The sequence below is a fragment of the Ralstonia sp. 22111 genome (assembly GCF_052045895.1).
Classification (GTDB): Bacteria; Pseudomonadota; Gammaproteobacteria; order Burkholderiales; family Burkholderiaceae; genus Ralstonia; species Ralstonia wenshanensis.
Genome location: NZ_JBQEPR010000007.1, coordinates 269,096 through 290,438, shown reverse-complemented (window position 1 = coordinate 290,438; position 21,343 = coordinate 269,096). Strand labels below are relative to the sequence as shown.

General features: G+C 65.9%; 23 protein-coding genes. 10 read left to right on the top strand and 13 right to left on the bottom strand.

Translation table 11 applies throughout. The features are described 5' to 3' along the window. Positions 1 to 54: 54 nt before the first annotated feature. Positions 55 to 981, bottom strand: a complete 927-nt coding sequence (locus tag ACTJK4_RS18960; protein ID WP_440818651.1) for an MASE4 domain-containing protein — start codon at positions 979 to 981, stop codon at positions 55 to 57. A gap of 322 nt (positions 982 to 1,303) precedes the next feature. On the opposite strand from ACTJK4_RS18960, the gene ACTJK4_RS18955 reads away from it, so the two are divergent. Beyond that, a complete protein-coding gene (locus ACTJK4_RS18955; RefSeq protein ID WP_316869450.1) occupies positions 1,304 to 2,107 on the top strand; it encodes an enoyl-CoA hydratase in 804 nt (267 codons plus the stop codon). 34 nt (positions 2,108 to 2,141) lie between these two features. Here ACTJK4_RS18955 and ACTJK4_RS18950 read toward each other — a convergent pair whose 3' ends face one another. From ACTJK4_RS18950 to ACTJK4_RS18940, 3 genes are all read right to left on the bottom strand, one after another. Further along, positions 2,142 to 2,696, bottom strand: coding sequence for a thioredoxin family protein (locus ACTJK4_RS18950; RefSeq protein WP_440818650.1), 555 nt, complete (start codon positions 2,694 to 2,696; stop codon positions 2,142 to 2,144). A gap of 80 nt (positions 2,697 to 2,776) precedes the next feature. Beyond that, complete coding sequence (locus tag ACTJK4_RS18945; protein ID WP_260801246.1) at positions 2,777 to 3,193, bottom strand: organic hydroperoxide resistance protein; 417 nt, start codon at positions 3,191 to 3,193, stop codon at positions 2,777 to 2,779. A 204-nt stretch (positions 3,194 to 3,397) separates the two neighbouring features. Beyond that, positions 3,398 to 5,167, bottom strand: a complete 1,770-nt coding sequence (locus ACTJK4_RS18940; RefSeq protein WP_440818649.1) for a cytochrome c biogenesis protein DipZ — start codon at positions 5,165 to 5,167, stop codon at positions 3,398 to 3,400. Between the two features lie 209 nt (positions 5,168 to 5,376). Between ACTJK4_RS18940 and ACTJK4_RS18935 the strand changes: the two genes are divergently transcribed. Further along, positions 5,377 to 6,120 carry a response regulator gene (locus ACTJK4_RS18935; protein WP_232040149.1) on the top strand — a complete coding sequence of 248 codons (744 nt, stop codon included), beginning with the start codon at positions 5,377 to 5,379 and terminating at the stop codon, positions 6,118 to 6,120. 8 nt (positions 6,121 to 6,128) lie between these two features. Continuing rightward, positions 6,129 to 7,463 carry a sensor histidine kinase gene (locus ACTJK4_RS18930; protein WP_414563301.1) on the top strand — a complete coding sequence of 445 codons (1,335 nt, stop codon included), beginning with the start codon at positions 6,129 to 6,131 and terminating at the stop codon, positions 7,461 to 7,463. Positions 7,464 to 7,541: 78 nt separating this feature from the next. On the opposite strand, the gene ACTJK4_RS18925 is transcribed toward ACTJK4_RS18930, so the two are convergent. Then, complete coding sequence (locus tag ACTJK4_RS18925; RefSeq protein ID WP_343618751.1) at positions 7,542 to 8,456, bottom strand: alpha/beta fold hydrolase; 915 nt, start codon at positions 8,454 to 8,456, stop codon at positions 7,542 to 7,544. 117 nt (positions 8,457 to 8,573) lie between these two features. Between ACTJK4_RS18925 and ACTJK4_RS18920 the strand changes: the two genes are divergently transcribed. After that, the gene (locus tag ACTJK4_RS18920; RefSeq protein WP_414561550.1) at positions 8,574 to 9,059 is read left to right on the top strand and encodes a winged helix-turn-helix transcriptional regulator; all 486 of its coding nucleotides are present in this window, start codon (positions 8,574 to 8,576) and stop codon (positions 9,057 to 9,059) included. A gap of 29 nt (positions 9,060 to 9,088) precedes the next feature. On the opposite strand, the gene ACTJK4_RS18915 is transcribed toward ACTJK4_RS18920, so the two are convergent. From ACTJK4_RS18915 to ACTJK4_RS18905, 3 genes are all read right to left on the bottom strand, one after another. Further along, positions 9,089 to 9,961 (bottom strand): DUF72 domain-containing protein, encoded by an 873-nt coding sequence (locus tag ACTJK4_RS18915; RefSeq protein WP_440818648.1) that lies wholly within the window; start codon positions 9,959 to 9,961, stop codon positions 9,089 to 9,091. A gap of 87 nt (positions 9,962 to 10,048) precedes the next feature. Then, entirely contained in the window at positions 10,049 to 10,207 is a 159-nt protein-coding gene (locus ACTJK4_RS18910) for a hypothetical protein (protein WP_260801259.1), read from the bottom strand. Positions 10,208 to 10,349: 142 nt separating this feature from the next. Continuing rightward, positions 10,350 to 11,285, bottom strand: a complete 936-nt coding sequence (locus ACTJK4_RS18905; RefSeq protein ID WP_440818647.1) for a GlxA family transcriptional regulator — start codon at positions 11,283 to 11,285, stop codon at positions 10,350 to 10,352. Positions 11,286 to 11,384: 99 nt separating this feature from the next. Here ACTJK4_RS18905 and ACTJK4_RS18900 point away from each other — a divergent pair, with 99 nt between their 5' ends. Both ACTJK4_RS18900 and ACTJK4_RS18895 read left to right on the top strand, forming a co-directional pair. Further along, the gene (locus ACTJK4_RS18900) at positions 11,385 to 12,071 is read left to right on the top strand and encodes a DJ-1/PfpI family protein (RefSeq protein ID WP_414561553.1); all 687 of its coding nucleotides are present in this window, start codon (positions 11,385 to 11,387) and stop codon (positions 12,069 to 12,071) included. Positions 12,072 to 12,155: 84 nt separating this feature from the next. After that, positions 12,156 to 12,947 carry a 5'-methylthioadenosine/adenosylhomocysteine nucleosidase gene (locus tag ACTJK4_RS18895; RefSeq protein ID WP_440818646.1) on the top strand — a complete coding sequence of 264 codons (792 nt, stop codon included), beginning with the start codon at positions 12,156 to 12,158 and terminating at the stop codon, positions 12,945 to 12,947. Positions 12,948 to 12,952: 5 nt separating this feature from the next. On the opposite strand, the gene ACTJK4_RS18890 is transcribed toward ACTJK4_RS18895, so the two are convergent. Both ACTJK4_RS18890 and ACTJK4_RS18885 read right to left on the bottom strand, forming a co-directional pair. Next, positions 12,953 to 13,408, bottom strand: coding sequence for a lysozyme inhibitor LprI family protein (locus ACTJK4_RS18890; protein WP_260801263.1), 456 nt, complete (start codon positions 13,406 to 13,408; stop codon positions 12,953 to 12,955). Positions 13,409 to 13,482: 74 nt separating this feature from the next. Continuing rightward, positions 13,483 to 14,085 carry a DJ-1/PfpI family protein gene (locus ACTJK4_RS18885; RefSeq protein ID WP_440818645.1) on the bottom strand — a complete coding sequence of 201 codons (603 nt, stop codon included), beginning with the start codon at positions 14,083 to 14,085 and terminating at the stop codon, positions 13,483 to 13,485. An 85-nt stretch (positions 14,086 to 14,170) separates the two neighbouring features. Between ACTJK4_RS18885 and ACTJK4_RS18880 the strand changes: the two genes are divergently transcribed. Then, the gene (locus tag ACTJK4_RS18880) at positions 14,171 to 15,508 is read left to right on the top strand and encodes a PLP-dependent aminotransferase family protein (RefSeq protein WP_440818644.1); all 1,338 of its coding nucleotides are present in this window, start codon (positions 14,171 to 14,173) and stop codon (positions 15,506 to 15,508) included. 79 nt (positions 15,509 to 15,587) lie between these two features. Then, positions 15,588 to 16,448: a c-type cytochrome gene (locus ACTJK4_RS18875; protein ID WP_433867713.1), complete on the top strand. Its 861-nt coding sequence runs from the start codon at positions 15,588 to 15,590 to the stop codon at positions 16,446 to 16,448. Positions 16,449 to 16,464: 16 nt separating this feature from the next. Here the strand turns inward: ACTJK4_RS18875 and ACTJK4_RS18870 are convergent, their stop codons facing one another. Then, on the bottom strand, positions 16,465 to 16,974 hold the full coding sequence (locus ACTJK4_RS18870; RefSeq protein WP_260801267.1) for a DUF1697 domain-containing protein: 510 nt from the start codon (positions 16,972 to 16,974) through the stop codon (positions 16,465 to 16,467). Between the two features lie 208 nt (positions 16,975 to 17,182). On the opposite strand from ACTJK4_RS18870, the gene ACTJK4_RS18865 reads away from it, so the two are divergent. Both ACTJK4_RS18865 and ACTJK4_RS18860 read left to right on the top strand, forming a co-directional pair. Continuing rightward, entirely contained in the window at positions 17,183 to 17,617 is a 435-nt protein-coding gene (locus ACTJK4_RS18865) for a hypothetical protein (RefSeq protein WP_232040120.1), read from the top strand. A 185-nt stretch (positions 17,618 to 17,802) separates the two neighbouring features. Further along, complete coding sequence (locus ACTJK4_RS18860; RefSeq protein WP_433867714.1) at positions 17,803 to 19,179, top strand: FAD-containing oxidoreductase; 1,377 nt, start codon at positions 17,803 to 17,805, stop codon at positions 19,177 to 19,179. Positions 19,180 to 19,257: 78 nt separating this feature from the next. Here ACTJK4_RS18860 and ACTJK4_RS18855 read toward each other — a convergent pair whose 3' ends face one another. Together ACTJK4_RS18855 and ACTJK4_RS18850 are read right to left on the bottom strand one after the other, a co-directional pair. After that, positions 19,258 to 20,340, bottom strand: a complete 1,083-nt coding sequence (locus tag ACTJK4_RS18855; protein ID WP_433867715.1) for a calcium:proton antiporter — start codon at positions 20,338 to 20,340, stop codon at positions 19,258 to 19,260. A 124-nt stretch (positions 20,341 to 20,464) separates the two neighbouring features. Further along, complete coding sequence (locus tag ACTJK4_RS18850; RefSeq protein WP_322017898.1) at positions 20,465 to 21,319, bottom strand: spherulation-specific family 4 protein; 855 nt, start codon at positions 21,317 to 21,319, stop codon at positions 20,465 to 20,467. Positions 21,320 to 21,343 lie beyond the last annotated feature (24 nt).

The window sequence follows — 21,343 nt, the reverse complement described above, 5'->3', positions numbered from 1 at the left end:
ACCTCCGCTGGTCACTCGCACTTCGCTCCACGCCAACTCGGTCCGGCGCGGCTGTCAGCCTTGCCGATCCCCCATATTGCTCGCCGCCAGCCGCCTGAGTTCTGCCCGTGCCGCTGCCAATCGGGAGTGCAGCACCGTGTTCTCGATCAGCAACAGCAACAGCACAAAGCTCGCGCCCAATAGCCCGAACACGCGGCCGGCATAGAAGCCGAGGTCATAGCGCCCGCCGTTGAATACGGCGCTGAGCGCGACATCGCAGATCCACACGCACAGCACCACCATCAGCCAGATATCGAGCGTCAGGTGCGGGCGGCTGCGCCAGAGCACGACCAGCGCGACCACGCAAAAGCACCATGTGCCGCCGGCCACGATCCACATGGTCGGCGTGTAGCGGTTGGCGGCCATGATGGTGGGCAGCAGGTGTTCGCCGGCGGTGGCCAGCGCCACGCAGGCGGCCGCTGCGCCCAGCACGGCCGCCATCGTGCCCAACGCCGTCTGTCGCGTGAGCGTATGAGCCGGGAAGCGGTCGGGCTCCTGCTCTTCGCGCGCCTTCAGCACGGCGTAAGCGATGACAAACAATGGAAAGCCCGCGTGCCAGAACATGTAGATCCACGCGGTGCTCTGCGGCCCCGCGCCGAGCAGGCCGCCGGACGCGAACAGCCCCGGAAACGATAGCAAGAGCCCCACCGCAGTGGCCGCTGTGAACAGGTAGCCACTGGCGAGGGCCAGCATGGCGCGCGACCGCGTGATGGCGAACTGCCCAAAGAGCAGCGCGGCGGTAATCAGGTCATTGAGGATGAGGGCCGATTCGTAAAGCGGCACGAACGAGGGAAGATGCGCCAGTTGCACCTTGGCGAACGGCACGGCCGACACCAAAACCACCAGCGACAGCAACGCCACCGCCTGCGCCATCCAGTACGTCCGGCGTCCTGGAGAGAGGCTCAGCAACAAGCCCCGCTGCATGTCCAGCGTTTCCGACATCACGTTGGCCCCCTTTTGCGCTGACTGTGTCACTCGTTCGCTTGTGGTGTGACTTGCGGTGCGAGTGCGATGTGATTGTTGCCAGGCGGCCGTCTTCAATGGTGCGCCCCCGCGCATTTTTGGGGGGCGGCGCCGCCCGACCTCTTATAGACGCGTGATAGTCAGCCGCCCGCCCAATGTCAAAGCGGCGAAGGGGTAGGCCTTTCAGGTCTGGCGTCGCCGGCGGCCAGCCGGCACCTACTGGCAAAGCCTGAGTGCGGTGCCTGCCCGGCGAAGATAGACTGGTGCCCACCCCAGAGCACTCACCTGCAAAGGAGCGCGCATGCAACCCCACCCCACCACCAACGCCGCCACCGACGCACCCGTCCTGCGTGATGACCGCGACGGTGTCGTCACCCTGCGGCTGAATCGGCCTTTGCAGTTCAATGCGTTATCCGAAGCCATGCTGGATGCGCTGCAGCGCGTGCTGGACGACATTGCGCAAGACGCGACGGTGCGCTGCGTGGTGCTCGGCGCCGAGGGCAAGGCCTTCTGTGCCGGACACGACTTGCGGGAAATGCGCGGCACGCCTGAACTTGCGTATTACCAGGCGCTGTTTGCGCGATGCAGCGTGGTGATGCAGGCGATCCAGGCGCTGCCGGTGCCGGTCATCGCCCGCGTGCACGGCGTGGCGACCGCTGCGGGTTGCCAGTTGGTTGGCAGTTGTGACCTGGCCATTGCCTCTGATGCGGCGCGGTTTGCGGTGTCGGGCATCAACGTCGGCCTGTTCTGCTCGACGCCTGCGGTGGCGTTGTCGCGCAACGTGCTTGCGAAGCGCGCATTCGACATGCTGGTGACGGGCCGCTTTATCGATGCCGCCACGGCCGCCGACTGGGGCCTCATCAACGAGGCCGTGCCGGCTGAGGAGCTGGATGCTGCCGTGGCTCGCAAGGTGGCGGACATCGTTTCGAAGAGCCCCACCGCTATCCGCTACGGCAAGGCGATGTTCTATCGACAGCGACAGATGCCGCTTGCCGACGCCTACGCTTACGCAGGCGATGTCATGGCCCGCAACATGATGGAAGAAGACGCCGGCGAGGGCATTGACGCCTTCCTGGAAAAGCGCCCCGCCCGTTGGCGCTCGTAAGCGCCGTGCGGGCGGGTTGTCTCACGCCGCGCCATCACGCGGGCTTCTGCGGTTTTTGATTTGCCAGCAGCTTCTGGATGGCGGCTTCCGTCTCGGCATAGCGGCCTTCGCCAAAGTGCTGGTAGACGATGCGACCGTCGGCATCGATCAGGTACAGCGCGGGCCAGAACTGGTTGTGGAAGGCCGACCACGTTGCGTAGCTGTTGTCCTGCGCGACGGGGTAGTGCACGTCCAGGCGCTTGAGCGCTTCCTGCACGTTGGCGGTCGATTTTTCGAACGCGTATTCCGGTGTGTGCACGCCCACCACGACCAGGCCCTGATCCTTGTATTTGTCGTACCACTGCTTCACGTGCGGCAGCGTGTTGAGGCAGTTGATGCAGGAGTACGTCCAGAAATCCACCAGCACGACCTTGCCGCGCAGGTCTTTCATGGACAGCGGCGGCGAGTTCAGCCACTGGTTGATGCCCGTGAATTCTGGCGCTGCGGCGCCGGTGGCCGCAGTCTGGCTGAACGCGGGCGCGCCAGTCCCGACAAAGTAGACGGCGCCGATGGCGAGTGCCGCGAGGGCGGCGCGGAAGGTCGTGCGCATGATGTGGAATCCGTGAAAGGTTGAGAGCGAAGGCCCGCGGCCATTGGTGGCATGCGGCGTGCGGCGGGCCATGCGGTGCGTCAGACCAGGTTCAGCTCGACGTGGATGTTGCCGCGCGTGGCCTTCGAATACGGGCACAGCTGGTGGGCCGCTTCCACCACGGCTTGGGCGACTTCGCGGTCCAGGCCCGGCAGGCTTACGTTCAGCCGTGCCTGCAGGAAGAAGGCGTCGTCGGTGGTGCCCAGGTCGACTTCGGTGTTCAAGGCCAGATCGGCCGGCAGCTTGATCTTCATCTGGCTGGCCGCACGGCCCATCGCGCCGATAAAGCAGGCCGACCAGCCCGCGGCAAACAGTTGCTCGGGATTCGTGCCGCGGCCGTTGCTGCCCGGGGGCGAGAGCTTCAGGTTCAGGCGGTCGTCATCGCTGTGCGCCTGGCCGTCGCGGCCGCCGGTGACGTTGACCTTGGCGGTGTACAGAACGTTTTCGATGCGGGTCATGGAGATCTCCTTTTGATGAAAGGGAAAGACTGGGGTTGGATTTGCGTCCCGGCTTGGGCGGCTTGGTGTTCGCTGGTTGCCGGGGCCACGAGACGTATTAAAGAAGGCCGACGTATCCCTGACGTAGCGCGGAAGGGCCGTTTTGTCTGGGTACGTATCTGCGTCGCGGCTGGATACAAACGCGTACAAAACGGTGGCGCGCGGTCAGCCGAAGGTGAAGGCGTAGGCATGCGCCCCGGCATCGAGAAAGCGGATCTCGAACGTGTGCTCGCCCACCGTGCCGGCTTGCCGGATGAGCTGGTAGAGGCGCGTTTGCGTGATGGCGCCGTTGCCGTTTGCATCGGTATCGGCACCGTGACTGGCGCCGGGGGCCTTGCCGTCGATCGTGACGGTGAAGCGCACGGCACGGCCGTCGGCGGCGGGCCCGAGCACGAGGTGCAGATCCCGCGCGTGGAATCGGTAGACGATGCTGCCGCCAGCGCGGTCCAGCGTGGCCTGCTCGGCGTCGATGGTCCATTGCCACGACAAGCCCCAATCGTTCAGGCCGAGCTTGCCGACGCGGTATGCGTGCGACGTGCCGATCTGCGCGCCGCCGGGCGATGCAAAACGCGCGGCTTGCGCGTAGCCGACATACGTTTCCGGTGAGCGGATGTTGTCCAGGTCTGGTGCGGCTTGCGCGCCGGGCGCATCGGGCTCGACAACGCCGCCCGCCACCTGCTGGTTGCCTGCCTCGGCCAGCAGCGCCTGGATGACGCGCTCAGAGGCGGCGTAATCACCCTCGCCAAACTGGTGGTGCCGGATGTTGCCCTGGGCATCGACAAAGTACGCGGCGGGCCAGTAGCTGTTGTGGAAGGCATTCCAGATGCGGTAGTTGCTGTCGATGGCGACCGGAAAATTGACGCGGAAGCCGCTGACGGCGCGGGCGACGTTCTCGGGCGACTTCTCGAACGCGAACTCCGGCGCGTGCACGCCGACCACGGTCAGGCCCTGGTCCTTGTACTTGTCGGCCCACGCGCGCAGGTATGGCAGCGTGCGGATGCAGTTGATGCACGAGTACGTCCAGAAATAGACCAGCGTGACCTTGCCGCGCAGTTGGTCGGCCGTGAGCGGCGCGGAGTTGAGCCACTGCACCGCGCCGTCGAACGAGGCCAGGCGGCCTTCCACGGGCAAGCCGCTGGGTTTCGCCACTGGCGCGGCGTTGGCTTTGGACACCACGTTGAGGCTGGCCTGCGGTGTCGGCCGAGTCACGCCCAACCCGTTGACCAGTGCCTGTTCAAGTTGCGTGGTGCCGCCGGAAGACAGGCGCGCCAGCAGGCGCGTATCGGCGCCCAGCCCGATGAGGGCCACGCCGCCCAGCACGCCTGCGCCCATGATGCGACGCGCCCACTCGCCCAGGCCCATGGAGCGCTTCATGGCCGTGAACACGCGGCCGCCCAGCCCCAATGCTGCTGCCAACGACGTGGCCGCACCCGCGGCATAGGCCGCCAGCGCCAGCGCGCTGGACACGCTCGCGCCATTGAGCGCCACGCCGGTCAACACCAAACCGAGGATCGGGCCGGCGCACGGCGCCCACAGCATCCCCGTGGCGACGCCCAGCAGCAGCGAGCCCGCCACCGAAGGTTCTGCTGATGCCCCGCCCGTGGATGCTTGCCCCGCCAGCCGGTTGCCCAGCGCCACAACCGGCCGGGCCATCAGATCGCCCAGCCTGGGCCACAGCAGCGAGAGCCCGAACACGGCCAGCAGCGCAAGCGCCACAAACCGGCCGACTTCATTGGTGCGCACCGCCCACGCGCCGCCGGCCGAGAGCAGCGTCGCAAAGCCGGCAAAGGTGAGGGCCATGCCGGCGAGCATCGGCAGTTTGCCGCGCACAAAAGGCTGGTTGGTACGGCTCAGCACAAACGGCAGAACGGGCAGGATGCACGGGCTCAGGATGGTCAGCGCGCCGCCCAGGTAGGCGAGTATCAGCAGGCTCATGGTCGACATTCCTTGGCAAGGGATCGGGATGGCCTCCATCAGACACCGCGCGCGTAGCTGGCATGTATCACCATGGGGGCGACTTTGTATCGAACTGTACAAACGCATCCGCCAGATGCATTGCGATACAACACGGGCTCGCGACGTCACACGGACAGGCGCAAAATGGCGCCTTCCTTCCACCTTCCATCGTGCCGAGGTCACCACCCATGGACGCCCACGTCGACCACATCCTGATCGTCGATGATGACCGCGAGATCCGCGAACTCGTTTCGACCTATCTCACCAAGAACGGGCTGCGGGTGACCGCCTCGCCCGACGGGCGCCACATGCGTGCGTTCCTGGAAGCCAACACCGTCGACCTGATCGTGCTCGACCTGATGCTGCCCGGCGACGACGGCCTGGTGCTGTGCCGCGAACTGCGCGCCGGCAAGCACAAGGCCACGCCCGTGCTGATGCTGACCGCGCGCGACGACGAGACCGATCGCATCATCGGCCTGGAAATGGGCGCCGACGATTACCTGGCCAAGCCGTTTGCCGCGCGCGAGTTGCTCGCCCGCATCAAGGCCGTGCTGCGCCGCACGCGCATGCTGCCGCCCAACCTGCAGATCTCCGAAGCTGGGCAGATGCTGGCCTTTGGCGATTGGCACCTCGATACGACCGCGCGCCACCTGATCGACGCCGAGGGCACCATCGTTGCGCTGAGCGGTGCGGAATACCGGCTGCTGCGCGTGTTTGTCGACCACCCGATGCGCGTGTTCAACCGCGATCAACTGCTCAACCTCACGCAGGGCCGCGAGGCCGAGATGTTCGAGCGATCCGTCGACCTGCTGGTCAGCCGCCTGCGCCAGCGCCTGAACGACGACGCGCGCGATCCGGCGTACATCAAGACCGTGCGCAGCGAGGGCTATGTCTTTGCCAAGCCGGTGGAGATCAAGGAGGCCCGCCAATGACCGCAACCATGAGCACGCGTGCCTGGGCATGGCCGCGCACGCTGGGCTCGCGCCTCTTTGTGATCCTGCTGGCGGGTTTGGTGGTGGCGTATGCGCTGTCGTTTGCCGTGCTGTTTTCCGAGCGCTACATGAGCGCGCGCGAGGTGATGCTCGGCACGCTGGAAACCGATGTGTCCACCGCTATCGCCATCCTTGACCGCTTGCCTGCCGAGGAGCGCCCGCAGTGGCTGCCGCGTCTGAACCGCGGCAACTATCAGTACATCCTCGGCCCCGGCCTGCCCGGTGTTCCTGAGATGACGCAGCGTGGCAAGGACATCGCCGCCCGCATCAGCGAGGCGAGCGGCGGCCGCTTTCCCGTGACAGTCGAGTCGATCCCCGGCGACGGCAAGCAACTGCAGGCACACCTCACGCTCAGCGACGGCAGCACGCTCACCATTGACGTGCATCCACGCATGACGCCCATTGCGCAGTGGCTGCCGTATGTGCTGGTGGTGCAATTGCTCTTGCTGATCGTGTGCTGCTGGTTTGCGGTGCGATTGTCGATCCGCCCGCTGGTGGCATTGGCCGACGCCGCCGATGCGCTCAACCCCAACGCGCAGACGCCCCCGCTGGACGAGAACGGCCCGACCGAACTGGCCCGCGCCGCGCACGCGTTCAACGCCATGCGCCAGCGCATTGCCCGCTTTGTCGAAGAGCGCGTGCAGATTCTGGCCGCCATTTCGCACGACTTGCAGACGCCCATCACGCGCATGAAGCTGCGCGCAGAACTGGCGGAAGACTCCGAAGAAAAGCGCAAGCTGTTGAACGATCTGGCCGAGATTGAAACGCTCGTGCGCGAGGGCCTGGCCTATGCGCGCAGCGCGCATGGCGATGGTGAAAAGCCCTCGCGCATCGACGTCGGATCGTTTGTCGAAAGCCTGGTGTACGACTACCAGGACACCGGCAAGCCCGTCACGCTGGAGCAGCACGCTACCGGTGCGATCGTCACGCGCCCGCACGCATTGCGCCGCGTGTTGACCAACCTGACCGACAACGCGATCAAGTTTGGTGGCGCGGCTGAAGTGAGTGTGCGCCGCGACGGCGATGCCGTGGTGATCGAAGTGCGCGACCGCGGGCCCGGTATTCCGGAAGACAAGCTCGATGCGGTGCTGCAGCCGTTTGTGCGGCTGGAGAATTCGCGCAGCCGCGAGACGGGCGGCACGGGGCTGGGCCTGGCGATCGCGCAGCAGTTGGCTGTGGCTGCAGGCGGCGGGCTCACGTTGCGCAATCGCGAAGGCGGTGGGCTGGTGGCGGAAGTCAGGCTCGGCCAGGCGGCCGCGCCAGGGCAGCGCGAGCAAGCGTAGCCTGCGCTTGGGCGCCGGCTTCGCGTTCGCTGTGTTCTGTGCATGTATGCGGCGTGGTAGCTGGCGGATGCTACGCCCTCACGTTTGCGCGAGAAACGTCGCGATGCGATCGGCAATCGCACCGGGCGCATCTTCAAAGCTGTAATGCCCAACGCCGGGCAACCGATGCACCGGCGCGTCCGGAAACAGCTCACTGAACAGCGGCAGGAAATGCACTGCATGCAACGTGCGGTCTGCCATGCCCCAAATCGCCATGGCGGGTTTGGTGGCGATGGCACGGCGCGCTGCAGCGTCCGGCACTTCAAAGCGATGGGCGCCGGTCGCAAAGCCTTTGGCCCAACCGATGGCGCCAGCGCAGTCCGCCGGCGTTGCAAAGCGCGCGCCGTACGCCTGCAACCACGCATCGTTGATGAGCCCGTGGTCTTCAAAGCCGTTGAGCTTTAAGGTGCTGAGGATGTTGAAGCCGAGTTCACCCAGTACGGCTTCAAGACGCCCCTCCGATTCGGCCCGCATGATCCACTGAAACCATGGCGACACTGCCGCGTTGGCGGCCAGGCGTTCACCCAACGTCGCCTGCCCGAACGGCGTTGGCCCGTTGACGCTGACGATGCGCCGAATGCGATCCGGATGCCGTGACGCGAGCCCCATCCCGACTGGCCCGCCAAAGTCGTGCATGACGAGCGTGATGCCGCGCAGGTCCAGCGCGAGCACGAAGCGCTCAAGGTTGTCGATGTGGTCTTGCAACCAGTAGCTGCGAGATGGCGGTGTTTCGCTCCTGCCAAAGCCCATGTGGTCGAGCGCCACCACGCGGTGGGCGCCGCGCAGTGCCGCGATCAGGTGCCGGAAGAGGAAACCCCATGTGGGCTCGCCATGCAGACACAGCACGACTTCGCCATCGGCGGGGCCCTCGTCCACGAAATGCATCGAGAAGCCCGGTGCATCGGTAAAGCGGGGGGTATAGGGGTACATCCCATCGAACGTATCAACGCGCATGTCGTGCTTCCTCCTTGCCTTAAGTGGTTGCAATATGAAACCGTTGCGTTATAGCAGTCGAGGTTTTATATTGCAACCACATTGAATATGAGGACGCGCACAGCAAGCGCGATACAGATGGTCAAACGTACGAGCCACGCGGAGTCTCTTTGCGGCGTCGCCAGGCCGCTGGATGCCATTGGCGACTGGTGGTCGCTGCTGATCGTTCGGGATGCGTTCGATGGCCTGCGCCGTTTTGGCGAGTTTCAGCGCAGTCTGGGCCTGTCGAAAAACATCCTGGCGGTGCGCCTGCGCAACCTCGTGGCGCACGACATTCTCGAGACGGTGCCGGCGTCAGACGGCAGCGCGTATCAGGACTATGTGCTGACTGAGAAAGGACGCGCGCTGTTTCCATTGCTCGTGGCGCTGCGGCAATGGGGTGAAGCGTTCTGCTTTGCGCCGGATGAGGCGCACGTTGTCCTCGTGGACAAGGCAACGGGGAAGCCGGTGCCCCGCCTTGAACTCCGTGCGCAAGACGGGCGCCCCCTGGCACCGGAGGATACGGCGGTCGTCCACCCCGCAGCCGTCAAGCAGGCGAAGCGCCAGCGGGTGAAGACGGGCTGAGCGCTAGCGCTCAGAGGCGAGCCGCCATCTCATTCGGCACGCAGCCGTTCGAGCAAGCGTCGCGCATCGGACGGCGCTTCGACTTTTTTATCGTTATCGAAGTAGCAATAGACGTCGCGGCCGCTGCGCCGAAGTTTGGCGGGCGCGCCAACGCGGTGTGCGTCGGCCGGCTCGCTCCCCGCAGCCCATTGGCGGATGCGGTCGGCCCAGCGGTCCAACGCGGCATCGGCATAGGCGCCGCTGTAGAGCGCATCGGCGCCGTGCAGGCGGAGGTAGACGAAATCGCTCGTCACGTCTTCAAGGTACGGCCAGTCCGCAATCGCATGCGAGACCACCAGCGCAGCGTGATGCCGGCGCAGGAGCGAGGCAAACTCCGGTGTGCAGAAGCTGTCGTGGCGCACTTCCACTGCATGGCGCAGGCTGTGCTGTTCGCGGGTTGCAAACCACGGCGCCTTGACGCGTCCATCGTGCTGTCGGGCCAGCGCACGGGCGGCTGCCGTGTCGCGCGGCAACAGTGACAGGAAACGCTCGAACCGCCCTGCATCGAACCGGTAGCTGGGCGGAAACTGCCACAGGAACGGTCCGAGCTTGCGCCGCAGCGCCAGCACCCCGGAAGCGAAGAAGTTAGCCAGCGCCGGCACCGCCGTCTCGTCACGGAAGCGCAGCATGTGGGTCAGGTAGCGCGGCCCCTTGACGGCAAAAACAAAGCTGTCGGGCGCGGTGTCGTGCCAGGCCTGCCAGCTTGTGATCGATTGCAGCGAGTAGTGCGAGCCGTTGATCTCGATGGTGTCGAACTGGCGCGATGCATATTCCAGCTCGCGGCGCTGTGCCAGGTCTTCCGGGTAGAACACGCCGCGCCAGCCTGCGTAGCGCCACCCTGAAATGCCGATGTGCACGGTCATTGCTGTGCCCCGCGCGGGCGATGTCTTTCACCAGCCGCGGCGGTCATTCGGTCAGGGAGGTGCGGCGGCCTTTGCGCGCTATGCGCGTCACTGATGCGGCGCATTCACCTGCGCTTGCACGTACACGAGACCGGTCTGCGGCGCCCGCAGGCCCAGCGGCTCGTCGGTCAGATCGCGGGCAAGCGAATAGGCTGTGATCACGGCCAGCGTAACGCCCACGATGGCCAGCATTTCCCGAGTGTTCATACGCGTCTCCTCCTTCGCTCGTTGCGTTCCCGGTGTCCGTTTTGCTCGCCCTTTCTTGTCGAGGTTGGGCGGCGCCGGAGCTCGGACGCAAAGTTTGGGCCTGAGGAAGGCGAATGGCGCAGCGGTGCGGGTTTAAGTGAAGTTAGCGTGCGCGCAATGAAGACGGAGGTACACCCAACAGGCGCTGGAAACTGCGCCGCATGCGCTCGGTATCGCCAAAACCGCATTCGGTGGCCACGCGCTGCATGGAGACGGCACCGCTTTCCAGCGCGGCGCGTGCAGCCTCCACGCGCAATTTTTCCACGGCCTTTGCAGGCGTGAGACCGGTTTCAACCTGAAACGCGCGTGCGAAATGGCGCGGGCTCATGCAGGCGTGCTCGGCCAGATCGCCCACGCGATGCGGTGCGCCCAGGTTGCGCCGCACGTGGTCGAGCAGCGGCTTGAAGCGGCCGCGTGCCGAATCCATCTCATTCAGCGCTGAAAACTGCGACTGCCCGCCGGGCCGGCGGTAGTACACGACCAACTGCCGCGCCACCGCGCGTGCCAGGCGCTCGCCCAGGTCTTCGGCGATGAGGGCAAGCGCCAGGTCGATGCCCGCGCTGATGCCGGCGCTGGTCCAGATCGGGCCGTCGTTCACGTAGATGTGGTCGGGTTCGAGCTGCACCTGCGGAAACGTGCGCGCGAACTGCTCGCTGCGGCTCCAGTGGGTCGTGGCGCGACGGCCGTTCAGCAAGCCCGTGGCGGCCAGTAACAGGCTGCCCGAACACACGCTGGCGACGCGCGCGCCGCGGGCTGCGCAGCGCTGCACAAAGCGGCGCGTGCGCGCATCGGCCATGGCTGCATCCACGCCGTCGCCGCCGGCAATGAGCAGCGTGTCGACCTGCCTGGCCGGGGGCAGGGCGTCGGCATCCCAGCGGGCACCGGACGAACTACGAACAAGGCCGGCCTGCGCGGCAATCGTGCGCAGCGCGTAGTGGTCGTCACGATACCGGCCGGCGACTTCAAATGCCGCCACCGGCCCGGCGGCGTCGAGCAGTTGGAAGTCCGGAAAGATCAGCACAGCGATGCGGTGGGCCATGGCAGAAAAAGTGGGAGACTGGTCATTGCTGCCAACACGATAGAGCGCGATCCTGTGAAGCGTCAACCACCACCGCATCACGCTCAGGAGAGCCGAACCATGACGAATTCCCCGTTCATCGTTGTCTTTGCGCTGTACAACCGCGTCACGCAGCTGGATTTCACCGGCCCGCATGAAGTGTTCTGGCGGCTGCCGGGCGCGCAATGCGTGGTGGCTTCCGCAGCCGGTGGCGAGATCCATGCCGATGGCGGTCTCACGATCTCGAACGTGCAGCGGCTGGCGGATATCCCGCATGCCGACTTGATCTGCGTGCCCGGCGGTTTTGGCGTGATCGAAGCCATGGAAGATGCCGAGTTCGTGCGTCAGGTGCGGCGACTGGCCGACGGCGCGCGCTATGTCACCTCCGTCTGCACTGGCTCGCTGGTGCTGGGTGCGGCAGGGTTGCTGCAGGGCAAGCGCGCGGCCTGCCACTGGGCCTGGCGCAACCTGCTGCCGGCGTTTGGCGCCACCGTAGATGAAGCCCGTGTGGTGCGTGACGGCAATCTCATCACCGGCGGCGGCGTGACGGCCGGCATCGACATGGCGCTCACGGTCATGGCGGACATTGCCGGTGCCGAACATGCGCAGGCCGTGCAGCTCGGTATCGAATACGCCCCCGCGCCGCCATTCGATTGCGGCCGCCCCGAGCGCGCGGCACCGGAGATTCTCGAAGCGGTGACCTCGCGGCTCGATCGTTTGCGGGCCGATCGCCACGACGCCGTGCAGCGGGCGGCGCAGCGCCTCTGAGTAACGGCGCCGGCGGGCGGCCGGATTACGGCGACAATGGCGTCTTTCGACGTATCCACGCCCCAAGCGGGCGCCGCCTCCTGCATGAACATTCCGTCTTCCCAGCCCAACGCCCGTGGCCCGATAGGCATCGTTGCTGCCTTGCATGAAGAGATTAACGAGCTGCTGACGTGGCTGACAGATGCACAGTGCGTCCACATCGGCAGCCGCGATTTCTGGACGGGCTGGCTCGACGGCCACGCGGTGGTTGTGGTGCTGTCGCGCGTCGGCAAGGTCGCGGCGGCGTCCACCACGGCGGTGCTGATCACGCAGTTCAACGTACGCGCGGTGGTGTTTGCCGGCGTGGCCGGCGCATTGGCGCCGGGCGTGGCCGTGGGCGACGTCGTGGTGTCAGAAGAACTGCTGCAGCACGATGTCGACGCCTCACCGCTGTTCCCGCGCTGGGAGATTCCGCTGACCGGCATGGCACGTTTCCCCGCTGACACGTCGCTCGCTAACGGGTTGCGGGAAAGCGCCGGCGCGGTGTTGGCGGATCCGCATGCGTTGCTCGGCCCGGATGTCATGCGCGCGTTCGGGATTGCGGCGCCGCAGGTGCATCGCGGCCTGATCGTCAGCGGAGACCGCTTTGTCTGCACCTCGGCAGAAAGCGCGGTGCTGCGTACGGCATTGCCGGATGCCCTGGCCGTCGAGATGGAAGGTGCCGCCGTGGCGCAGGTGTGCCACGAGTGGGCCGTGCCGTTTGCCGCGATCCGGACGATTTCAGACCGCGCCGATGACGCCGCCAGCGTCGACTTCGCGCAGTTCATCGCACAGGTGGATTCACGCTACAGCGTGGCCATCCTGCGTAAATGGCTGTCGACCACCGCCGCGGCCTGAACGGTTTATTGCCCCTTCGCAGCCAGATATTTGTCGAGCGCGTTGGCGCGCTCGCTCAGGCGGAAGACTTCGTTCTCGAGACGCTGCAGATCGTCGCGCTTGTCCTTGCCGTAGATGGCGGTTTCAAGGGCGGCCGTTTTGGTGTGAAAGTCCTGCCACGCCTGCTCTGAACTTACCAGTGCCTCTTTTGGCTTGCCATTCAATCGGCTCAAGAGCGTTTTGTACGAGCGGTCCAGACGCTCGTCTTGCGCGGTCTTTTCTGTGGAGAGACATGCGTCGATAGCGTCGGCATTGTCCGGCGCCTTGTCGACGCACGCATACAACTTGGTGGAAATGCCTTGCGGCGCACGGCGCTTGATGCCGTTGGCCAGGCTTTCGGCTGCAAACGCGCCAGCGCTGTGGGCCAGCAGCGCAACGGTAACGGGAATGGCCAGCGTCTTCAGTGTCGTCAGCGTGTTCAAGAAGTGACTCCTGATCGCGTGTCTGCGATGCGTGAAGGGCCGTCCAGTCTATCGACACGCCCGCGCCACCGCGATCAGCCAGGCAGGTGAGGCCGCAGGTTGCGCAGGGCGTTTTCCACGTAGGCCGCTTTCTCGCCGACGGGCGCCACGTAGTGCAACGCCTCTGCTGCGGCCTCCACGCCTTCCGTGCGTGCAATCACCCACGCCGCCAGGTACGGCGAAGCAAAGCAGCCGCCTGCCGTCGCCACATTGCCGTTGGCGTAGAACGGCTGGTTCAGCACTTGCACGCCGGCCTCCTGCACCCAGGGCTTGGTGGTCAAGTCCGTGCAGGCCGGCACGCTGCCGAGCAGCCCCAGCTTGGCCAGCACCAACGTGCCCGAGCACTGTGCGCCGATCAACTGGCGTGACGGATCGAGCGCCAGCCGCGCCATCAAAGCCGGATCGGCTACCACGTCGCGCGTGCGGATGCCGCTGCCGACGAGCACGGCATCTGCGGTGCGTGCGTCTTCCAGCATCGATTGCGCATGCATCGTCACGCCGTTCATCGAAGTGACTTCGGTATGCGGGCAACACAGGCTCACGCGCCAGTCCGGTTTCTTGATGCGGTGAAGCACGCCAAAAGCGATAAGCGAATCCAGTTCGTTGAACCCATCGAAGGTGAGGATGGCGATGTGCATGATCGTGTGCTGTCGCGTTGGGAAAGATCGCATGCTAGGGGCACAGGGCAATACAATCAAAAAATTGTCCTTAGTACACCCAGACATGACCCAAGCCCGCTACCAACCGCTCGTTGACGAACTGGTCGCGCAGATCCGCAGCGGCCGTCTGCCGCCCGGCACACGCCTGCCCACGCACCGGCAACTGGCCCAGCGCCACGGCGTTGCGCTGGTCACGGCCACGCGCGTGTATGCCGAGCTTGAAGCGATGGGTTTGGTGAGCGGCGAAGTGGGGCGCGGCACCTTCGTGCGCGAGAACACGCTGCCGCGCGGCCTCGGTATCGACCAGCAAGCCGTGGCTGCCGGCGTGGTGGATTTGAACTTCAACTATCCGTCGCTGCCCGGACAGGCCCGGCTGCTGAGCCGTGCGCTGCGCAAGCTGGCCGGCGGCGGCGATCTGGATGCGCTGTTGCGCTACGCGCCGCACGGAGGCCGCGCGCATGAACGCGCTTGCGTGGCGCGCCACCTGGCACAGCGTGGCTTGCCCGTCGCGCCGGACAACGTACTCGTGGTCGACGGTGCGCAGCACGGTCTGGCCGTGACTGCGATGGCGCTGCTCAAGCCCGGCGATGTGGTTGCGGTGGACGCGCTGACGTATCCCGGGTTCAAGGTCATCGCCGAGATGCTGCATCTGGAACTGGCCCCGCTGCCCGCCGCCGGGCAAGGGTTGGACCTGGATGCACTGGAGCGACTCTGCGCACGCCGCCGGGTGCGCGCCATCTATGTCATGCCGACGCTGCACAACCCGCTCGGCTGGGTGGGCGGCATCGGCTGGCGGCGCCAACTGGCAGCCATCGTGCGCCGCCACGGCCTGCTCGCCGTGGAGGACGCGGCCTATGCCTTTCTGGAAGACAACCCGCCGGTGCCGCTGGCTGCGCTGGCGCCGGAATCAACCATCTACATCTCGGGTCTATCGAAGAGCGTTGCCACCGGCCTGCGTTTCGGCTTCGTTGCCGCGCCGGCGGTGTGGGTGCCGCAACTGGAACGTGCCATCCGCGCCACGACGTGGAACACCCCGGCCATTGTCACCAGCCTCGCATGCGCATGGCTGGACGACGGCACGGTCGAGCGCCTGGAGGCCGAGAAACGGTGCGATGCCGCAGCGCGTCAGGCGATTGCCCGCAAGGCGCTGGCCGGGCTGACGCTGGTCACACATCCGGTGTCGTACTTTGTCTGGCTTGCACTGCCGCCTGAGGTGCGCGCCGACCGCGTCGCCGTGGCGCTACAGCAGGACGGCATCTCCGTGTCGACCGCAGAGCCGTTTGCGACATCGAAGCAGGTACCGCATGCGCTGCGTCTGGCGCTGGGCTCCGTCGCGCTCGACCGGCTCGACGCCGCGTTGCAGACCGTGAGGCGGCGCGTGGAAGCGGAGATGGATCGATAACGAAAACCGTGCCAAACCTCGTGCGCTTGCCTACACTCTCGTCGCAACGAAACAGCCCGATTTGCCCACAGGAGACCTCATGAAGAACTGGCTTGCGACGATCGCAGGATGGACGCTCTGCGCATGCGTGGCGTTCAGCAGCACCGCCCATGCAGCCGATGCCCCTGCTGATGGCGCGACGCTGACCGTCAACATCGGCACGGAGCACCGCACGCTGTCGCGCGATGCATTGCTGCACGATCCGCACCTGACCAGCGTGACCGTGGAAGACCAGAACCTGAAGGCCCGTCTGACCTTCAAGGCGATCCCGGTGACGGCGCTGTTCCGCGGGCAGACGGTCAGCCCGGATGCCAGCGCCACTACCGCTGCCAGCGACGGCTACGTTTCGCACCTGCCGATGCGCCTGCTGCTGGGCGATCGCGCCGACGGGCCCCGCGCCTGGCTGGCTGTCGAAGACCCTGCCGCACCGTGGCCGACGCTCAAGGGCCAGGACATCGGCCCGTTCCGGCTGATCTGGACGGCGCCCGCGGCCAAGGCGTCGGTCGTGAACGAAAGCCTGTGGACTTACAGCATCGTGCGCATCGATGTGGCGGCGCTGCCGGGCGAGCGCTTCGCGGCCATCCGGCCCGCCGCGGGGCTGCCCGCAGATGGCCCGGTCATGCGCGGTTTCGCCACGTTCCAGCGCGTCTGCTTTTCGTGCCACACGCTCAATCGTGCCGGCGACGCCAACCTTGGCCCCGACCTGAACGTGCCGTACAGCCCCGTGGAATACCTCGGCGACGAGAAGCTGCGCCACCTGATCCGCGATCCGCAATCGCTGCGCTGGTGGCCCAACGCACGCATGTCCGCCATCGACGAGAAGACGCTGTCCGATGCGCAGCTCAACGATCTGCTGGCGTACTTTCACCACATGACCAAGCGCAAAGCGGCAGCGCAATGACGGGCGCTTAGCGCCGCTATTCGGTCGCCCAGTCGACCAGCGTGGCGATGGTGTTCATGTTGCGCGCCGTCCCCGTCTTGGCGGCGGGGATCTTCAGTTTGGAATCGGCCATGCCGTCGCCGTAGTGCACGTAGATTTCGCGGGTGCCCAGGGCCATCTCTTCCGCCCTGTGGCCCGTGGCAGCGGCGAGCGCATCGGCGGGTGGCGGCATGTCCAGGAAGATCGCGACCGTTCGGTTGGGCGCCGCCGTCTTGAACGGATTGCCTTCCAGCACCGCCGCCAGCTCGGCACCTGTGCGCACGAGCACGCCCACGGGTTTGCCGGCGTAATCCTCCAGGCAGCGTTCCAGCTTCGCCTTGATGGTCGCCTCTGCCAGCCGGCTCTGAAAGACCACGTTGCCGCTCGCAATGTAGGTGCGTACGCCGCTCAGGCCGATCGATTCGCACATCGCGCGCAGTTCGGCCATGGGTAGTTTGCCGGTGCCGCCTACGTTCACGGCGCGCAGGAAGGCGATATAGCTGGGCATGGGTTCTCCTGTGTTCTTGTTCCTCTGTCTTATCAACGGCTTACGGGCGCCCTCGAACTGGCAACATTCTGTTACGAGATTGACGAATGTGTTTAACCCGCCCCGTTGCGTGACTTGTATTCTGCGCCCCGAACACATCGAGCCCGGATCGGCCCCCTCAGTACTGGTTTGAGTGCCGCATCCTGCATTTGCGCATAAGGAGAACACCATGTTGAAGAAGATTGCACCTGCCCTGATTGTGGCAACGCTCGCCGGCCTGACGGCCTTGCCCGCAGCGGCGGATGACCTGCGCAATGCCCTGGGCGGCGCGCTGGGTGGCGCTGGCGGCGCGGCCGTTGGCGGCGCGCTCGGCGGGCAGACCGGCTCGGTCATCGGCGGGGCGATCGGCGGCGGCGCGGGCGGCGCTTTGACGGCCAACGGCCGCGAGCGCAAGGGCGCCATCGTGGGTGGCGCAGTGGGCGGCGGCGTGGGTGCGGCTGCAGGCAATGCTATGGGGGGCCGCACGGGCGGCATCGTTGGAGCGGGCCTGGGTGGCGGCGCCGGTGCGGCACTGGGCGGCAACGTGCAGCGCAATTCGTATTCCGACCGCGACGACCGCGGCCGCGGCTACCGTCGCCACGGCAAGCACCATCACCACCATTGATCTGATGCGCCGGGGCGCTCGCCACTGAGCGCACCGGCCGCTTTCTTGCTTTCCTTCCGGCGACCGCGCTGTCCGCGTGCGTTGCCAGGCGCCGGCAAAACCTGTCGCCGCGACTCGCCGTTGCCACGCGCGCCGCCTACCATACCGAGACGGCCGCGATCGGCAACCACACGGAGGAGAGCGCCATGACGCAACGCTTCGACGCCATCATCATCGGCACCGGCCAGGCGGGCCCGCCGCTGGCTGCGCGCCTGTCTGGCGCCGGCATGAAGGTCGCCATCGTCGAGCGCGGCCGCTTTGGCGGCACGTGCGTCAACACCGGCTGCATTCCCACGAAAGCCATGGTGGCCAGCGCCTATGCGGCGCGCATGGCGCAGCGTGCGGCTGAATACGGCGTGGTGATCAACGGCGGTGTCACCGTCGACATGCAACGCGTCAAGGCCCGCAAGGATGAAATTTCCGGCCGCTCCAGCCATGGCGTGGAGCAATGGGTGCGCGGCCTGGAGCATTGCACCGTCTTCCAGGGCCATGCCCGCTTCGAAAGCGCGCGCACGGTGCGCGTTGGCGACGAGCTGCTCGAAGCCGAGCGCATCTTCATCAACGTCGGCGGCCGGGCGTTGGTGCCGCCCATGCCCGGGCTCGATCAAGTGCCGTTTCTCACCAACTCCACCATGATGGACGTGGATTTTCTGCCCGAGCACCTTGTCGTGATTGGGGGAAGTTACGTCGGGCTGGAGTTCGGCCAGATGTTTCGCCGCTTTGGATCGCGCGTGACGATTGTCGAGAAGGGCCCGCGCCTGATCGCCCGCGAAGACGAAGACGTATCGCAGGCGGTGCGCGAGATTCTCGAGGCCGAGGGCGTCGACGTGCAGGTCAACGCCGATTGCCTGCGCGTGCGACGCGAGGGCCGCAATGTCGTGGTCGGCCTGGAGTGCGGCAGCGGTGCGCGTGAGGTGTCGGGCTCGCATCTGCTGATGGCCGTGGGGCGCGTGCCCAATACCGACGATCTCGGCCTCGACAAGGCCGGCGTGCAAACCGACAAGCGCGGCAATATCGTCGTTGACGATCAGTTGCGCACCAACGTGCCCGGTATCTGGGCCCTGGGCGATTGCAACGGACGGGGCGCGTTCACGCACACGGCCTACAACGATTACGAGATCGTCGCGGCCAATCTGCTCGACGACGACCCGCGCAAGGTGTCAGACCGCATCCAGGCGTACGCCATGTACATCGACCCGCCGCTTGCGCGCGTCGGCATGTCGCTCACGGAGGCGAAGCAATCCGGCCGCAAGTTGCTGGTCGGCAACCGGCCGATGACGCGCGTCGGCCGCGCGGTGGAGAAGGGCGAGAGCCAGGGGTTCATGCGCGTGGTGGTCGATGCGCAGACGCACGAAATCCTGGGCGCGTCGATCCTCGGTGTGGTCGGCGACGAGGCCGTGCATTCGATCCTCGACGTGATGTATGCCAAGGCGCCTTACTCGACCATCAGCCGCGCCATGCACATTCACCCGACGGTGTCGGAGCTGATTCCCACGTTGCTGCAAAGCATGGAGCCGGTGTAATAACGCCGGGCATGGCGCCAGAAAAACGAAGGGCGCCCTGCGGCGCCCCCGATATCAACCCGCTGCCGTGCGTGCCGCTCAGGGCACGATCGAAAGAAACAGGTACGCCGCAAAGATCGCCAGGTGCACGACCCCTTGCAGGATGGTCGTGCGGCCCTTGCCGAGCGTGAGCGTCGACACGATCAGCGTCAGGAACAGCAGGACCATTTCCTTCGGGCCCAGGCCCAGTTCGAGCGGGCGGCCGATCCAGATGAACACGGCAGCCACGGTCGGGATGGTCAGGCCGATGCTCGCCAGTGCCGAGCCCAGCGCGAGGTTCAGGCTCGTCTGGATGCGGTCTGCATTGGCGGCGCGCAGGGCGGCCAGGCATTCCGGCAACAGCACCAGCGCGGCGATGACGATGCCGACCGTCGCGGGCGGCGCGCCGGCATTCAGGATGGCGGCTTCCACCGAAGGAGAGAGCACCTTTGCCAGCCCGACGACGGCCACCAGCGACACCATCAGCAAGACCCCGCTGAGCGCCGCCACGCGCGCGGGCGGCGGCGGCGCATGCACGTCTTCGTTGGCACTGTCGACGAGGAAGTAATCGCGGTGGCGGATGGTCTGCACGATGACGAAGCAGCCGTACAGCACCAGCGATGTCACGCCGGCAAAGGCCAGTTGCGATGACGTCATGACAGGCCCCGGCGTGGAGCTGGTGTAGTTGGGCAGCACCATGGTCAGCGTGACCAGCGCTGCCAGCACGGCCAGCGCGGCGGTGGCGCCTGGCGCCTGAAACGCCTGCTCGCGGTGACGCAGGCCCCCCACGAAGAGGCAAGCGCCCACGATTCCGTTGCAGATAAGCATGACCGCCGCAAACACGGTGTCGCGGGCCAATCCCGCTTTCTCTGGACCGGAAGAGAGCATCACCGAGACGATCAGCGCGACTTCGATCACGGTCACGGCAATCGCCAGCACGAGCGTGCCGAAGGGCTCGCCAACCTTGTGTGCGACGACTTCTGCATGGTGGACGGCGGCAAAGACGGCGCCGGCCAGCGCAAGTGCCATCAGCGCGATCAGCCAGCTTGGGGGCGTCATGAGCACGCCACCAACCAACACCGCCCACGCCAGCAGCGGAGCAGCGATTGTCCACGGGGGCAGCTTGTTGGAAGACAGGGCCACGGAGTTCTCCTTGTTGTTGCCTCAACGCCGGCGGGCGGCGAAGGGTAGGGATGCGGTGTGGCCCGAATATAAAGCATGTGCGGAGCATCAGCCCGCACATGCGGCGTACGTCACGCCAATGCCGTTACGGGGCAACCGCGACGGCAGAGACCTCCTGGCTCCAATAAGTCGGCAGCGCGCCGTACGGATTCGGCAGCGTCTTGTTGGTGATGAACACGGCGGCAGCGCGCTTGCTCGATGCGTTGCGAACGAAGGTTTGCATCTGCGTGGCCGACGCGGCGTAGACGATGTGCGCAAACCGCGAAGTCGGGTAGTTGGCCTGCCACGCCAGCGGGGCATAGTTGGCGTAGTGCTTGGCGTTGTCTTCAAATACGACGAGCTGGTCCGCCACCGGCAGGCTGGCATAGATCTCCGGCACATTGGTGCCCGGGTTGCCCGTGACCGTGTAGTTCGGCGACAGCCCCTTGATGTAGTTGTAGACCGATTGGTAGAACTGGATGTGCGCGGTTGTGCTGTCGGCGGTCATCTCGTCGATGAAGAAGCCGTCGACCTGATACAGCGCTTGGTAGGTATTGATGTCTTGCACCACCGCCGACAACGACCGATTTGTGTACGAGCTGGACACATACCCGATCACCTTGCCGCCAGCGGCATGCACCTTGGCGACGGCGGCAACGTAGTTGGGGTCCTGCGTCGTGCCTGGGCCGCTGTTCGGGTTCAGGATGACCGTGGTCGGTACCGACGTCGCGGTTGTCGCCAACGTATTCCATTGCGTTGCGCCGGTGCCTGACGGATAGATGTAGGACGGCACCAGCAGCCCTTCAGCGCTGGCATGCGGTGCGCCCATCAGCGCGCCCGACACCAGTGCGAATGCCGCACATGCAGCGCGCGCGAACCTGCGCTTTGCGTTGCCCAGTTGCGATGCCACGGCCAGCGTGGCGGATGCGGGCGAACGCCCCCCCGTTTGAATCGTTTTCATTATGTGCCCCCGACCGCGCAGTTC

Bases quoted from the DNA above. Each gene is read 5' to 3' on its own strand.
- ACTJK4_RS18960 (WP_440818651.1), bottom strand. From the start codon at position 981: ATGTCGGAAACGCTGGACATGCAGCGGGGCTTGTTGCTGAGCCTCTCT.
- ACTJK4_RS18955 (WP_316869450.1), top strand. From the start codon at position 1,304: ATGCAACCCCACCCCACCACCAACGCCGCCACCGACGCACCCGTCCTG.
- ACTJK4_RS18950 (WP_440818650.1), bottom strand. From the start codon at position 2,696: ATGCGCACGACCTTCCGCGCCGCCCTCGCGGCACTCGCCATCGGCGCC.
- ACTJK4_RS18945 (WP_260801246.1), bottom strand. From the start codon at position 3,193: ATGACCCGCATCGAAAACGTTCTGTACACCGCCAAGGTCAACGTCACC.
- ACTJK4_RS18940 (WP_440818649.1), bottom strand. From the start codon at position 5,167: ATGAGCCTGCTGATACTCGCCTACCTGGGCGGCGCGCTGACCATCCTG.
- ACTJK4_RS18935 (WP_232040149.1), top strand. From the start codon at position 5,377: ATGGACGCCCACGTCGACCACATCCTGATCGTCGATGATGACCGCGAG.
- ACTJK4_RS18930 (WP_414563301.1), top strand. From the start codon at position 6,129: ATGAGCACGCGTGCCTGGGCATGGCCGCGCACGCTGGGCTCGCGCCTC.
- ACTJK4_RS18925 (WP_343618751.1), bottom strand. From the start codon at position 8,456: ATGCGCGTTGATACGTTCGATGGGATGTACCCCTATACCCCCCGCTTT.
- ACTJK4_RS18920 (WP_414561550.1), top strand. From the start codon at position 8,574: ATGGTCAAACGTACGAGCCACGCGGAGTCTCTTTGCGGCGTCGCCAGG.
- ACTJK4_RS18915 (WP_440818648.1), bottom strand. From the start codon at position 9,961: ATGACCGTGCACATCGGCATTTCAGGGTGGCGCTACGCAGGCTGGCGC.
- ACTJK4_RS18910 (WP_260801259.1), bottom strand. From the start codon at position 10,207: ATGAACACTCGGGAAATGCTGGCCATCGTGGGCGTTACGCTGGCCGTG.
- ACTJK4_RS18905 (WP_440818647.1), bottom strand. From the start codon at position 11,285: ATGGCCCACCGCATCGCTGTGCTGATCTTTCCGGACTTCCAACTGCTC.
- ACTJK4_RS18900 (WP_414561553.1), top strand. From the start codon at position 11,385: ATGACGAATTCCCCGTTCATCGTTGTCTTTGCGCTGTACAACCGCGTC.
- ACTJK4_RS18895 (WP_440818646.1), top strand. From the start codon at position 12,156: ATGAACATTCCGTCTTCCCAGCCCAACGCCCGTGGCCCGATAGGCATC.
- ACTJK4_RS18885 (WP_440818645.1), bottom strand. From the start codon at position 14,085: ATGCACATCGCCATCCTCACCTTCGATGGGTTCAACGAACTGGATTCG.
- ACTJK4_RS18880 (WP_440818644.1), top strand. From the start codon at position 14,171: ATGACCCAAGCCCGCTACCAACCGCTCGTTGACGAACTGGTCGCGCAG.
- ACTJK4_RS18875 (WP_433867713.1), top strand. From the start codon at position 15,588: ATGAAGAACTGGCTTGCGACGATCGCAGGATGGACGCTCTGCGCATGC.
- ACTJK4_RS18870 (WP_260801267.1), bottom strand. From the start codon at position 16,974: ATGCCCAGCTATATCGCCTTCCTGCGCGCCGTGAACGTAGGCGGCACC.
- ACTJK4_RS18865 (WP_232040120.1), top strand. From the start codon at position 17,183: ATGTTGAAGAAGATTGCACCTGCCCTGATTGTGGCAACGCTCGCCGGC.
- ACTJK4_RS18860 (WP_433867714.1), top strand. From the start codon at position 17,803: ATGACGCAACGCTTCGACGCCATCATCATCGGCACCGGCCAGGCGGGC.
- ACTJK4_RS18850 (WP_322017898.1), bottom strand. From the start codon at position 21,319: ATGAAAACGATTCAAACGGGGGGGCGTTCGCCCGCATCCGCCACGCTG.